Below are 14,376 nucleotides of genomic sequence, written 5' to 3'. Positions count from 1 at the left end.
TTTTTTATTTCTTACAAGCTATCCCCTCCATGAGAGGGGATAGAGCAACGAGATACCTAGAGTTTATCACCAAAATACTTTTTAGTTTCAGAAACAACTACCGGAGTCAGGAAGAGAAGACCAATTAAGTTCGGCAATGCCATAAGACCGTTAAAAGCATCGGAAATACCCCAGACAATATCAAGCCTGGCCACAGAACCAATACCGACAAAGACAACAAAGACTAAACGATATGGGGTAACAGACTTACGGCCAAAGAGAAACTCCATTGACTTTTCGCCATAGTAGCACCAACCAAGAATGGTTGAATAGGCAAAGAAGAGGAGGCCTATGGTTACAACCCACTGGCCACCGGGCATCCCCAGAGCAAAGGCCTTGGCGGTCAGCTCGGCGCCGGTAAGCCCACTTGACCAGGCGCCCGAAATAATCAAAATCAAACCTGTCATGGTACAGACAATGATAGTATCAATAAAGGTTTGGGTCATGGAGACAAGTGCCTGAGTTGCAGGTGACTTGGTCTTAGCAGCTGCAGCTGCAATTGGAGCAGTTCCTAAACCGGACTCGTTGGAGAAAACACCACGGGCGATACCAAAGCGGATGGCCATCATCACAGTTGCCCCGACAAAACCACCGGTTGCTGCGGTTGGATTGAAGGCCTGGGTAAAGATGAGGGCGAAGGCAGCTGGTACCTCTGACATATGAGTAAAGAGGATGTAAAGAGCACCACTGACGTAGAAGACGATCATAACCGGAATGATTACACTGGTTACCCGACCAATAGCCTTAATACCACCCAAAACAACAAGGGCTGTAAATATCATCAGAGCGATACCGGTGTACATGGGTGGGATACTGCAGGTTGCCTCAAGGACATCGGCGATGGAGTTGGACTGAACCATATTCCCGGTACCCAGGGCGGTAATTGCGGCAAGGGCCGCAAAAATTGCACCAAGCCATGGCTTCTTCAAACCACGGGCAATGTAGTACATTGGGCCACCACACATTTCACCATTTTCATCTTGGACACGATATTTTACTGCAAGGATGGCCTCAGCGTACTTCGTTGCCATACCGACCAGGGCACTCATCCACATCCAAAAAAGGGCTCCGGGACCACCAATGGCAATAGCCGTGGCAACACCGGCAATATTACCGGTACCAACGGTTGCGGCCAAGGCTGTCATCAGGGCCTGAAAGTGACTGATATCACCCGGCTCATCGGTATCTTCCTTACGCTTTACAAAGGCAAGCCAGAGAGAGTGGCCGAGCTGTCGGAACTGAATGCCGCGAAGGTTGTAGGTTAGCCAACAACCGGTACCCACCAACATGATAAGCATTGGCGGCCCCCAGACAAAAGAGTTAAGTTTTGCGACAACTACCCCAAAAGTTTCCAAGAAATCCATGTATTCTCCTCTCCCTCATTGACTTAACAGTTTGCTCAACCAGCAAAAAGACCTAAAAAGATTTTCTCTCCAAACCTAAATGTCCTCTTGCATGTATAATTTTGATACATACTATGTAAAAATTTGATGCACTATATAAACCTGAGAGGCCGAGCACAAGCTAAATTATTATTTTTTATGCTTTCAATAAAAAAAACTTATTAGGCCTCTGTGAAGATCCTTAGGGCTATTTAACTTAAGTTAGGTAGTACTGTTGCAGGCTCAATTTACTTAAATACAATAAGAAAAAGTTAAAATCCATTTATTTTGCATGTTAGAAGCCCTCGGGTAGAGCTAGAAGAGCAGGCATAAAACAGAACAATCTTCGGCAAAACATAACCAAAAGAGACAATTCTACTGTTGTCTTAAGCGGCAACTCCCTAGCCTTTTTTTCTCCTAAAAAAGCAATAAAACAAATTATTTGCTGACAAAAAGTCCATAATCCGTAGAAAATGAACCAAAATAAGCTCTGCTAGAACAGTTTTGCCTAAGGTCAATCAATTGACATTAGAGACGCAGATTGACCTTTTTTTTGCTAACTGGAGCCTAATATTTCTGCCGCTTTTGGCAAAGGTGAGGAGAGAGAAAGGATAAAGTCGCCAACAAATAACAGTGCAAAGACAATTCTGCGGATATGGCCATTAACAGGTCATCTTTATAGCTAAAAATAGCTGACAAAGTTATATAAACACTTTTAAACAATTACTGCAGGGCAAACTCATAGGTCGACTTAACAAAGCCACTTTCATAAGACTTTGTTTTTATATGTCTAAGCTTAATATCGTAGCCGGTCTCGCCAAAGAGACGAATGCCTTCACCGAGAAGGAGGGGAATTCTTGTTATGGTAATATCGGTAAGGAGATTTTTTCGCAGAAAGGAGCGGATAATTTTGCCACCATCTATATAAATACGCCTGCATCCCTCTGCCTCCAAGCTGGCCACCAGTTCTTTCATCAAGCCTGAATAGAGTTCAACCCTTCCCCGTACCCGGGCAGGGATCTCCTCCAAGGTCTTGGTCAGGACAATTACCCGTTTGCCGGTATAGGGCCAGGTGGGAAAGCTCAGGACCGTTTCAAAGCTCTTTCTCCCCAGTATCATACAGTCCACCGAGCGAAAGAACTCTCCATAGCCATAATCTTCCTGACCGGCAGAACTACCTGCCTCCCTGAGCCAGGAGATATCTCCATCGGCCCGGGCAATATATCCATCCAAGCTGGTTGCGATATACACAGAAACTTTCATCTCACGACTCCTTTAAGACAAAGAATGTATAAAGATGAGGGAAGGGATGCAGAGGTAGGACAAAACAGCGTCACCGAGCAATCCTTTACACCCCGCCAATGGCTTCTAACGGAAAATACGTCTAACAATCCTGATACATTACCATAATACGCCTCTGAACCGCAGATATCAAAAGAATAAAAAAAATCCCCACTCTGCGAGGCAGGGTGGGGATTTTTTTGAGCATATTTGCAGGCTGATAAAAGACTAGTTACTCATACACCAGTCATAGGCATTTTTGAACATCTGGAACCATGGAGAAACCTCCAGCTCCTTCATCTCCTCCGGCAGGTAGTGCATCTGCCATGGAAGAAAACAGCGCTCCGGATGTGGCATCAGGGCAAGATGGCGACCATCTGCTGAACAGAGTCCGGCAAGTCCCTCGGCAGAACCGTTGGGATTGAGCGGATACTGCTCGGTGGCCTCGCCCTCATCATCAACATAGACCATGGGGGTCATGCCGTGTTCCTTCACATGCTCCATGATATCGGCGTTGGGGAAGAGGAGACGTCCCTCACCATGATCCACATGGATACCAAAGACCAGATCTTCCATACCCTGAAGCATGATAGAGGTACTGGCCTGAACCTTCACCGTTGTCCAGCGAGACTCAAACCTACCCGAGAGGTTACCAGCAAAACGAGGCTGATCTTCAGCCGAGGTGCCCAGCTGAGGGACCCAACCAAGAAGAGAAAAGAGCTGACAACCGTTACAGATACCAAAGGTAAAGGTGTCTGGACGATTATAGAAGGTATCAAACATCTCCTTAAGACGCGGATTAAACTGAATGGTAGCAGCCCAACCCTTGGCAGACTCCGGTACATCGGCATAGGAGAAACCACCAACTGCGGCAAGTCCTCTGAAGTCGGCAAGATCAACCGATCCGGCCAGCAGATCGTTCATGCAGACATCCCATGCCTCAAAGCCCGCGGAATAGAAGGCTGCGGTCATCTCGCGATCGGAGTTGGAACCCTCGTCACGGAGGATGGCAATCTTTGGTTTATCCGTTGCAGCCAAGACCTCTGCCGTGGCAGGCTCAGGGGCAAATGGCAGATGATAAGCTGGACCCTTGCGATCGTAGATGACCTCTTTTTCACTCTCGGCACAGGCGACATTAACCTGAAGACGCTCAAGCTGATAACTGGTCTCCTCCCACCAGGAACGAAGTACCTGCATCTCACGATTTAGAACCTGCTCACCGTTATAGGAGATGGAGATATTCTTATCGGCAGTGGTGAAACCAAGGGCTACTGGAGTGATACCTGCTGCGACCAAGATTTCCTCAACCTCCGCCTCGGCACCTGGCACACATTCGATCATCATTCCCAACTCTTCATTGAAGAGATAGTCATGGGCTGAAACATCACCGCTGAGCTCTATTTTCAAACCACAGTTACCGGCAAAGGCCATCTCGAGCATGGTGGTAACTAAACCACCGTCACTTCTATCATGTCCAGCTGAAATCAGACCGGCATCAATCATCTCCTGAACGGCAAGAAATGCCTTCTTGAGCAAGGCGCCATCCTCAACATCGGGGCTCTTATCGCCCAGTTGGCCATTAACCTGAGCCAGGGCAGTGCCACCCATACGGGCCGCGCCACAGCTTGGATCGATGAAGAAGAGTTCACTGTCCACATGCTTGAGATCAGGGGTGACCTTCTTATCCAGATCGGCCATGGCGGCATAGGTGGAGATAACCAACTCACGAGGAGACTTGACCACCTCATCACCAACCATGGTTGCCATGGAGAGACTGTCCTTACCACCATCGACGGCCATACCCACTTCAATCATAGTATCGCGCATGGCCTTGGCTGCATCGTAGAGAGCGGCACCTTCGCCGGCAAGCTTTGGTGCCCACATCCAGTTGGCGGAACACTTGATCTGCTCCATATCGTCAATCTTAGCCCAGACCATATTGGTCAAGACCTCGCCCACGGCCATACGGGCGCCGGCTGCGGGATCAATAAGCATCTTAATAGACTGCTCACCAATAGCACTGGCAATACCACTCTTGGAAAAATGAGATTGAGCAACCACGGCCACGTTACTGAGAGGCAACTGAAGAGGCCCCACACATTGTTGCTGGGCAATAAGACCGGATACGGCACGATCCACCTTATTAGTCAGAAACCTCTTGGAGCCAACGGAAACCAGACGTAAAACATCGTGAAGACTGCTTTCAATGGTAGCATCTGCTGCCAATTTCAATGGCGAGAATGTATTCTTAGTACGGTTATCTTCAAAGGTCTTCTGCGGGATATCGCCAAGAAGCACAGGAAGATCGATATCAACGGGTGTTGTACCATTTTCGGAATCAAAGAGAACGAAACGAAGATCACCTGTCACCTCACCGAGGATCTCACAGCCCACCTTTTCACGCTTACAGATATTTTCAAATTGCTCAATATTCTCTGGACGAATAAGGAAGCCACAACGCTCTTGATATTCAGCAACATAGATTTCCAGAACAGACATGGTAGGATCACCCACCTGTATCTTTCTGATATCTACCCGGCCACCTGATTTTTCAACCAGCTCTTTGATAACGTTGGCAGGACCACCGCAACCTTGATCGTGAATTATCTCAATGAGGCTCTTCTCGCCCATCTCGTTACAGGCGCGGATGACACGACTCATCTTCTGTTCCATCTCGGCATCGCCACGCTGAACCGCATCAAAATCCAATTCAGACTCATTCTCACCCTGCAGCATAGAAGAGGCTGCACCACCACCAAAACCAACACGGTAGGCAGGACCGCCAACTTGAACGATGATCATGCCCTTTTCTTCAGCTGACTTTACAGTATGTTGATCATTCATCTGACCAATACCGGCGGTGAACATGATGGGCTTAAGAAAGCCCCAGCGCTCACCGTTTTCAAGACGCATATCAAAGGAACGGGTGAATCCCTGAATCAGGGGTTCGCCGAACTTATTACCATAATCAGAAGCACCGTTACTGGCCTCAATTTCAATCTCAAGGGCAGAGGCAAGATTGGTGGGACATGGATAGTTCTTTTCCCAGCTGAGCTCATAACCAGGAATATTGAGATTACCAACACAGTAACCTGCTGTACCAGCTATAAACATTGAACCCTGACCGGTAGCCATGGTATCACGAAGTCTACCGCCTGTGCCTGTTTCAGCACCGGGGAAGGGAGCCACACCAGTGGGAAAGTTATGGGTTTCAGCGGTAAGGAGAGGATTATAGGTCACATCCCTGCGGACAAAGGGGCAACTCTGGCCTGGACTCTCTGGAACAAGAGCTGAAAAGCTATGGCCAGCAATAACACTGGAATTATCTTTAAAGGCAATGATTGAACCGGCGGGATGGGCATCAAGGGTATCGGTGACAAGATCAAAAAGGGTTCCCTCCTGCTCTTCACCATCAATTACCTGCTTAGCCTTGAAAAAGCCATGGCGGGAATGCTCGGAGTTGGCATTATTTAGATCCATGATCTCGACAATGCTCGGATTCCGTCCCTCTTGGTTAACAAAGTAGTCGTAATAGAGGTTACGATCCCACTCATCCATGGAGATACCGGGAATGTTCAACAGGGCATCGGCACCGCCGCTCATCAAATCAACATCATAGACCTCTGCTGGCTTGATTCCGGTTTCAAAGGTGGTAATGGGCTGGGGGTAATGACATTCGGTCATTCGATCGTGGTGAGCAGCAATAAATTCTTGGGTATCAACATCAGCAGGTACAAGGTATCGTCGGGAGCGCTCAACACGGCTAATAATGCCAAGGCCCGTGGCCTGGCAGATGGAAACCATGTTAGAAGACCAGGCTGTGGCAAAGTTCATGCGCGGTCCGAGCTCAACAACTCGATCACCGACAAGCACTGGCTCAAATGATACTGTCTCGAGTAAAAAACCCTCAGCTAAAATAAGCCTTAGACAGTTCAACTCTTCAGGGGTTAAAGAGCTGGATGATTCAACATTAAAACAGTAGGCACGACTCTCATCTATTCTTCTATACAGCTGTGTAACTGATACACCCATGACGGTAATTCCTTTTACTTTTGAGAAAAAATGATATCGATGGCATACTACCCTACAAAGGGCAGATCATATGCGCCTTGAAAATAGCATAAAAAAACAAAAATTTCCGCAGTTAAATCACAGAAGATTTTCATTTTATTTTTGAAATTTTTAAGGCATTATTTTTCGAAAATAACTATTATCAGGATATTGTTTGCTTTTTACAAACAAATAGCGCCTATCATCGACGGGCAAGTTGTTCCTCTTAAAAGATAACAGCCTCATCCCACCACCTATATTACTTTACAGGGGCATAAAAAATGACCGAAATATCCTCAGATATAACACCAGGAAAACTATTGAGTCTCTCCGAACGGACAATCTGCGAAAAAGTTGCGCAGCAGGAGGTAATTTCCGACAGCAAAAGAGCTACCGCCCTGCTCTCTATCGACGACGGAATGACCCAAACCCAGGCGGCAAAAGCCAGCAGCATGACTCTAGGACAACTACGCTACGCCCTTGTCCTCTTTAAAAAGAGTGGTCTGCAAATGTTTGCTGACACAGATCCTGCCTTGATAGCCATAAGTCCAGCACCAGAAGTCCCCGCAGAGGAGACAGAGGTCATGGATGTTCCGGAACCTGCAGAGACTGAAAAAATAAATTTGACGACAGCTCCTGATTCTGCCAAAGTTGAAATGGATAATTCAATAATACCAGTAAAAAAGGAGAAGAAAAAGATGGCGAAGAAAAAGAAGAACGACAAAGATAGCAAGAAGAAGGATAAAAAAGAGCAGAAGCTTCTCTCCCTAAAAGAGCAGTCCGAAAAAGAGAAGAAGAAAAAAGCTAAAAAGAAAAAAGAGAAAAAGAAGGGCAAAAAGCAAGAAGACGGAAAGACACCCAAAGAAGCTGCTTGCAAGAAGAAAGACAAGAAAAACAAATAGAGGCCTATAGGGAAGGTGGTGCCAACTACCTTCCCGCTATCCCATGCAGAGTTATCCTATCCCCGCCCACGAACACCAGACAACGGACATCGTCAAAAAAAGCCAGTTTATCTGCTATATCAGCCACTGCCCTGAACAAGATATTGCCCAGGATTTTATAAAAAAGATACAGTGCCTACACCCCACGGCAAGCCATAACTGTTGGGCCTATGTCGCGGGAAAACCAACAGATCCCTCCTGCTGGGGGATGAACGACAATGGAGAGCCCAAGGGCTGTGCGGGCAAACCCATGTTCAACGTTATCCATCACTCGGGCATCGGTGAAATATGTGCCGTGGTCAGTCGCTATTTTGGTGGGACAAAGTTAGGTACCGGAGGTATGGCCCGTGCCTACAGCGGAGCCGTACAACATGCCCTGGCAGAACTCAAAACTCGAACCAAACACTCCTACCAAAGGGTGGCACTTGAATTCTCCTACCCACTACAACAGGCGGTAAACAGAATCCTTACCGAATATGAAGCCGAAAGCCTCAGCACTGACTATGGGGCATTAATAAAACTCTCTACCAATTTACGTCTTGATAGTTTTTCGGAATGCCTCTGCCAACTCAGGACCCTGGAACACCAAGGCCTGAGCATCAATAAGGACCTTTAGCTACCAGGCCCCGTAACCCTCGTCTATAAATTGTGTCCCTGACGATATTGGGCAATATCCTCAATGCTGAGCACCTGCATATCTCTCTTGCGGGCAAAGTCTACAATCTCGGGAAGACGAGCCATGGTTCCATCGACATTGGTCAACTCACAGAGAAGGCCTGCGGGAGCGAGACCTGAAAGCTTCATCAGATCAACGGTGCCCTCGGTATGGCCACGACGATCAAGTACGCCATTATCCCGAGCACGAAGTGGAAAAACATGACCTGGCTGACAGAGATCTTCAGCCACGGCACCTTCAGCAATAGCTGCCTTGACAGTCTGAGTACGGTCTGCCGCAGAAACGCCCGTGGTTACGCCATCCCGAGCCTCGATAGAGATAGTGAATCCCGTACCATGGCGGCTATTATTGTTGGTCACCATCTGGGGTAGCTTAAGCTCATCCACCTTCTCTCCAGTCAAACAGAGACAGACAATACCCGAACCTTCCCGGATCATCAGAGCCATCTGCTTGGCGGTGAGATGCTCTGCAGAATAGATGAGATCGCCTTCATTTTCGCGATCTTCATCATCCACCAAAAGCACCCCTTCTCCCTGTCGCAGGGCCTGAAGTGATTTTTCAACTCGCTGTTGTGCATCGCCAAAAGAACTCAATAGAGACTGACCCATGGTAATTTCTCCTTTTATTTACCAGAATCAGGGCATGGAGGAGCATTAAAGAACATGGCACAGAAAGCACCACTACGGATTACCGCCTTATCTCTTCCTTCCGGACTCTAACCGTCGGCTCTGGAATCTCACCAGATCAGCTGGACCCTGCCATAATGACAGGCGCTCGCGGGCTGTCCCCACAGGGAATCACCGCCGGTGGGGAATTCCACCCCGCCCTGAGAATTAATCATTTAACATGCTACCAGTTAGTAGCATGTAACTGCTTACAACATATACCTAAATCAAGACAGTCACAACAGTTTTAACAACCTTTTCCCAGTGCGTTTAACAACAGAAAAAAGATACTCCCTATTCTAGTTATATCTCTTTGGAAATTGCCTCAGTCGTTCTTACCGGGGTTCTCATCGAGAGGCTTTAAAAGGGAGGGCATTGCGCAAGCTACAGGGAAGGTAACAAGGATTTTCTACACCTACACTGTTCTTGTCGGCTGCACCTCTATACGGCAATATCTGCTAATTCCGAGGCCTACCTGCAGAGAATGATCCACCTCTCCCTGATGTTCCCCTCGCATTCTGCTTTTTCCCGGCCAGGACAAAATCCCCATAAGAGAGACCATGAACATAGAGGAAAATTTGACTGCTGCATACCTGCGATGTTATGCGGCATTTTCACAACTTTCCCTCGGTAACCAGAAGCAAGATTTTTTCAATTTCAGAAACAATCTCAAGCCTGCTAGTGCTTAGTTTTTCGTAAAGAAGCTTTCCAGTACAATCACCCTCATGGAGCACCAACATATAATTCCCATTTTCGAGATCACCCTCTCTACACCACCCCAAGTCAAGCATCCTATTTCGGGCATCATGACGCATTTGCAGCATATCCTCTTTGCAGAGCCACCATCTCTCGGCTTCCGAAATAACTTCAGACAATGGGTCTATCTCATATAAGGCGCTGTTATATAACATTAGCCAGCCTTCCGTTACCCTGAGGGGCTGAAGAGGTGGAACAACAAACTCTTGCTTTATGTTATCAGTATTCATGGGTCCATATATTTTAAATGTTTTGCCAGATAAGGTGTAATGATAAGCTGCGGCGACGAACTGCCTACATCCACAGCACATCGCCCGCATAGCCTAAACGCCACCGCCTGTGAATAGACAAAGCCTACCTTAGGGGAACAAACTTCCCAGCCTTGAAGATGTAATATTCCGTTCTGCACCACTCTAATTGAGAGCAATAATCTATATCCGGGTTTTTAACAAAAAGGCGGCTGTTGAGTTTATAACTGGAACCGACCTCGGTCATGAAGAAAAAGATTCTGAGTCTTTCGGAAGAAATCATCTTATGAACCGCTTTAGGTTGAGGTGGAGATGGTGACAAGCTTCGTTTCTCCATTACGGCAATTGCCCTTCAACTTCCTGATAGTCGATGATCTGCGAGTTAATCAGTGTACCTTCTTCGGAAAAGACCGCCTCGATCCACACCTCACATTTACTGCAGTTACCCCCGGCCCACAGGGTAAAAATCACCTTCCTCCCCACGCAGGCCTGGGGGTACGAAAAATAAACCCGATCCCGATACAATCCCGGGCTGTCCTGGTGGATTCGCTTAAAATTCGGGATCCTAATCCTCTCCCCTCGAGGTAGAACAAGGTAGTTTTCATGCGAGAGCACTGACAGGTCGGCAAAATGGCCGCTGGATGCGCCTTTGGGTATCAGGTCCCAGAGAAGTTCTTCCGGCCAAATCTCTTGCACCGTTTCAATCTTATATGAGCCACAATCAAGAACATCGACCTGCCGGCTCGTCTCAAAAAGCTCGCCGTCGACGGAGGTCTCCAGGCACAATGCGGGCGCAGCAAAAAATATTGTCAGAAAAATAGCAAAAGCGTTCATTAGGCAACGACCCCGTCAAGCTATTATGCCTTTCATCAAAATGCCGACAGTATTGCCGGCCCCATTACCACTTAGCTGGACTCCTCGTGGCGCAAAAACAGAAGATGGGCCAGATGCGGCATCTCCTGCCCCTCGCCGACAACCAGAGCTCCATATCCGCATGATTGTAGAACAGGGCCATTATCCGATAAGAGGCCTCGTCTACAAGCTCCCGGTAACGGTCTTTAGCGAGCTCGCTTGCAAAAACGCATCGCTCATAGCTCTTCATATCACTGGGGTTTCAGGTCTCTAAGCTTTTTTGTGAATTTGCAACGACCGTTGTTATAATATTCCCCACACGTCCAAACAGCACCGTTCCAGATAACTTTTTCCCGGTTGTCAGAGCGGTTTCTGTTGAATACACAGTTGGCCAGCTTCTCGCCCTCCCCGAAAGCTGTGGTCTTAGCTGAAGGGACGCTCGATACTCTCTCAGGCTTTGAAGCCTCAGAAGGCCTGGCCTCCACAGCCTTCACATCAGATCTTTCAATCCGAACTTTTTCCCCGTCTGGCCGAGAACCCATTTTGTTTGCTATGGGATCACCGCCCTTATACTTTCTGGTGAATTTGCAACGACCGTTGTTATAATATTCCCCACACTCCCAAACAGCACCGTTCCAAGGAACTTTATCCCGGTTGTCAGAGCGGTTTCTATTAAATACACAGTTGGTCAGCTGCTCATCAGGTTTGACCTCCCCGACAGCCGTGGGATCACTTGGCGGGGCGTCCGTCGGGGGTGCTTCCCCGGTTGCCTCTAATTTGGCACGCTGCCAACTGCGGTGCCAACTGGTGTACTCAAAGTCCTCCAGGTAGGTTGCCCAATAGTCCCTGCCGGAAAATTTGAATTGGCGGACCAGGAGAACCTGAGGCTTGTTTTTTACCGTAGCGGACCAAAGTCCTCTTTTGCTGGCGATAGCCGCATCCTGGAAGGAGAGGAGCTCTTCATTTCTCCTCATTACCAGCAATGACTCAGAAGAGGCGCCAGGCGAGTCTGACTCGACAGAGGCCAGCCCTGAGTAAACCAACTCGTTGCCAAGCATACTCCCTATGTCGGAGTCAAGAACTGAGAAGTCCGGCTCCCCTGAATAAATGTGACCAACCAGATGATCGTCTCTCTTGCCAGTTTCCAGCCAATAGAGGCTAGCGCGGTTTTTTTCGATGTATTTAAGGGTAAATTCTCTGGCTTTTGAGTCTAATGCCTGGCCGGGCTGCGGACAGAGAATATTATGGAGGCGGACGAGCTGCAGATGACCATCCGCCATGGTAATTAAGAGTTCATCACCGGCGATTACTCTTATTCTGGCACTGGACAGACTTACCTCCTCACCATCATGCTCTATCAACCTTACCCACTGTTTGTATTTACAACCGGGTTCTCCACCTTCTGCGCTACTGGTTAAGGGCCAAACTGTCACTGCTACCAGGAGAACAAGCAAGAGAGAAGATCTGAAACTATGAAACACTGGGAACCTCCCTAAGGGGATAAGAAAATAATTGGCGTAATAGGATTACAATATTTTTATATGGTAACCGAAGCAACTCTGAGCTTAGGTTTGCCCTTCCTCCTCGCACCGAGAATGCTTCTCCTCGCTAAAAAGCCACAAAGTAAAAAATACCCGTGGCCACGAGCTATTCAAAGGAGGGGATCAAGCGAGGCTAGAGCAGGCTCTGTCGATACTTAACCAACTCGGCCACGGTATCGTCAATATTCTCAGAGGAGAGGCGAAGGTCGTAGTTATACTCGAGCATACAGTTGCCATAACGCCCGTCGTAATAGTCAGTAAGAAGAATATGGACAAACTCGGAGAGATCATCACGCTGCAGAAGAAGGGAAAGCTGGTCAACAATCTTCCCTCCCAACCGTTGACGCAGGGATTTAACTACAGCCAGGGCCTTGCTACGCACCTGAGGATCATCCATGGGATAGTCTTCGATAATGCGTTGAACACGGGTCTCCATGGAAGCTGTAACAAATACCATCCTAGCCTGCTTCATGGCCACAGCAAAACGATCGGGCATAAAGACCTGACCGATCTTCCTGCTCTCTCCTTCCACAAAAAATGGTTCCTGCCCACCTTCCTCTATTTTTTGATAAAACGCCGCCTCAAAACCTTTTTGATTGCTCGCCTCTCGGTCCAGGGCACCAAAGAGAGAACTTCGATGATTAGCCATCAACTCCAGATCAATACTAGGGGAGAGCTTTTCGATGATGCGGGTCTTTCCCACCCCAGTCATCCCGTGCAGGACAATCATCTCCGGGGCAAAGTTCTTCACCCTGTCCAGAACAGTGTGACGATAGGCCTTATAACCACCCTCCAGCTGAGCAATATTAAACCCCTGCCCTGCTAAAAGATTGACCACCGCCCGGGAACGCATGCCACCACGGGCACAGGAGATAAGCAATTTTCTCTGTCGATAAGGTTCAAAGCTCTCGACAATCGCGGAGAGCTTAGGGTGGACAATTTCAAATCCTGCCTGCACGGCCTCCTGCCTGCCCACCTGCTTATAGAGGGTACCAATAACGCTTCGCTCCATCTCATCAAAGAGAGGAATATTGATCGCACCTGGCAGGGAATTTTCGATAAATTCTGCATGAGTGCGAACATCGACCACCAGATAATCCCCATAGGAGGGATCGGTAAAGGCCACGCTATGTAAAGCCTCAGCCAACATAGTTTCGGGATCAATTGCTTGCCCTTCCTTCTCTTTTTTCACGATAAATTTCCCGTCAAATACTGAACAAGTGTAAGGGCGACAATGGCTGCCGTTTCTGCCCGAAGAATGCGCTGTCCCAGACTCACCGTCTGCCAACCATGAGCGCGAGCAATCTCTATCTCTTCCCGGGAGATCCCTCCCTCCGGGCCAAGAATGATATCCACCCCAGAGGCATCGGCAAGCCCCGGCAAGTTATATAAATTTGTCGCACTCTCCTCCTCCCAGAAGATAAGTTTAAGCCGAGGTCCTTCGACTGACTCAGCCGTAACAAGATCGACAAAACTGGCGGGAGAGGCAACGGTCATAGGTTGGGGACGCATACATTGCTTGCAGGCCTCAAGGGAGATACGCTGCCAACGTTCCTGCTTTTTCCGGGCCTGACTGGCATCGAGCTTGCCCTGACTACGGGCAGCATCGTAGGGAATAAACACCTCGGCGCCGAGTTCAGTGCACTTTTGAATGACCAAATCCATCTTCTGCCCCTTCAAAACGCCCTGAGCAACACGTACCGTCCGTTTGTCCCACCACAGTTGGACGCTCTGCCGTAATTCTTACCTGCACCTCTGCTCCAACCGCAACAATTTCACCACCAAAGACAGAGCCACGACCATCGAGCAGTTCAACCACCTCACCGGGCTCAAGCCGGAGAACCCTACTGATATGCCTGGACTCCTCTGGTGAAAGAACCACCAGCCCCTCTTCTTCCTGTTGCCGACTGAAAAAAAATCTTCTCATAAGCTATAACTCTATCCT

The 14,376-nt window shown here is 48.2% G+C and carries 12 protein-coding genes and 1 riboswitch; of the genes, 2 read left to right on the top strand and 10 right to left on the bottom strand.

Annotation, left to right across the window (positions count from 1 at the left end; translation table 11 throughout):
* Positions 1-56: 56 nt before the first annotated feature.
* From DP_RS03545 to purL, 3 genes are all read right to left on the bottom strand, one after another.
* A complete protein-coding gene (locus tag DP_RS03545) occupies positions 57-1,403 on the bottom strand; it encodes an alanine/glycine:cation symporter family protein (protein ID WP_011187951.1) in 1,347 nt (448 codons plus the stop codon).
* 741 nt (positions 1,404-2,144) lie between these two features.
* Positions 2,145-2,684 carry a dihydrofolate reductase family protein gene (locus DP_RS03540; protein WP_011187950.1) on the bottom strand — a complete coding sequence of 180 codons (540 nt, stop codon included), beginning with the start codon at positions 2,682-2,684 and terminating at the stop codon, positions 2,145-2,147.
* 246 nt (positions 2,685-2,930) lie between these two features.
* Positions 2,931-6,734, bottom strand: a complete 3,804-nt coding sequence (gene purL / locus DP_RS03535; protein WP_011187949.1) for a phosphoribosylformylglycinamidine synthase — start codon at positions 6,732-6,734, stop codon at positions 2,931-2,933.
* Between the two features lie 527 nt (positions 6,735-7,261).
* On the opposite strand from purL, the gene DP_RS17855 reads away from it, so the two are divergent.
* On the top strand, positions 7,262-7,654 hold the full coding sequence (locus tag DP_RS17855) for a hypothetical protein (protein ID WP_156792199.1): 393 nt from the start codon (positions 7,262-7,264) through the stop codon (positions 7,652-7,654).
* A gap of 43 nt (positions 7,655-7,697) precedes the next feature.
* Entirely contained in the window at positions 7,698-8,309 is a 612-nt protein-coding gene (locus tag DP_RS03525; protein ID WP_011187947.1) for a YigZ family protein, read from the top strand.
* A 23-nt stretch (positions 8,310-8,332) separates the two neighbouring features.
* On the opposite strand, the gene ribB is transcribed toward DP_RS03525, so the two are convergent.
* The 7 genes from ribB to DP_RS16580 form a co-directional block, all read right to left on the bottom strand.
* Positions 8,333-8,977 carry a 3,4-dihydroxy-2-butanone-4-phosphate synthase gene (gene ribB, locus DP_RS03520; RefSeq protein ID WP_011187946.1) on the bottom strand — a complete coding sequence of 215 codons (645 nt, stop codon included), beginning with the start codon at positions 8,975-8,977 and terminating at the stop codon, positions 8,333-8,335.
* An 84-nt stretch (positions 8,978-9,061) separates the two neighbouring features.
* A riboswitch (FMN riboswitch) is annotated at positions 9,062-9,207 on the bottom strand.
* Between the two features lie 441 nt (positions 9,208-9,648).
* The gene (locus tag DP_RS16590; protein ID WP_156792198.1) at positions 9,649-10,020 is read right to left on the bottom strand and encodes a hypothetical protein; all 372 of its coding nucleotides are present in this window, start codon (positions 10,018-10,020) and stop codon (positions 9,649-9,651) included.
* A gap of 354 nt (positions 10,021-10,374) precedes the next feature.
* Entirely contained in the window at positions 10,375-10,872 is a 498-nt protein-coding gene (locus DP_RS03510) for a hypothetical protein (protein WP_011187944.1), read from the bottom strand.
* A 269-nt stretch (positions 10,873-11,141) separates the two neighbouring features.
* Complete coding sequence (locus DP_RS03500) at positions 11,142-12,371, bottom strand: thermonuclease family protein (RefSeq protein ID WP_011187943.1); 1,230 nt, start codon at positions 12,369-12,371, stop codon at positions 11,142-11,144.
* 193 nt (positions 12,372-12,564) lie between these two features.
* On the bottom strand, positions 12,565-13,623 hold the full coding sequence (mnmH, locus tag DP_RS03495; protein ID WP_011187942.1) for a tRNA 2-selenouridine(34) synthase MnmH: 1,059 nt from the start codon (positions 13,621-13,623) through the stop codon (positions 12,565-12,567).
* Positions 13,620-14,096, bottom strand: a complete 477-nt coding sequence (locus DP_RS16585) for an RsmE family RNA methyltransferase (RefSeq protein WP_011187941.1) — start codon at positions 14,094-14,096, stop codon at positions 13,620-13,622. The genes mnmH and DP_RS16585 overlap by 4 nt, the downstream gene beginning before the upstream one ends.
* Positions 14,068-14,358, bottom strand: coding sequence for an RNA methyltransferase PUA domain-containing protein (locus tag DP_RS16580; protein WP_011187940.1), 291 nt, complete (start codon positions 14,356-14,358; stop codon positions 14,068-14,070). The genes DP_RS16585 and DP_RS16580 overlap by 29 nt, the downstream gene beginning before the upstream one ends.
* Between the last annotated feature and the right edge of the window lie 18 nt (positions 14,359-14,376).

Source organism: Desulfotalea psychrophila LSv54, assembly GCF_000025945.1.
GTDB lineage: Bacteria > Desulfobacterota > Desulfobulbia > Desulfobulbales > Desulfocapsaceae > Desulfotalea > Desulfotalea psychrophila.
The sequence above is the reverse complement of the archived record's forward strand: the minus strand, read 5'-3'. Positions and strand labels throughout refer to the sequence as shown.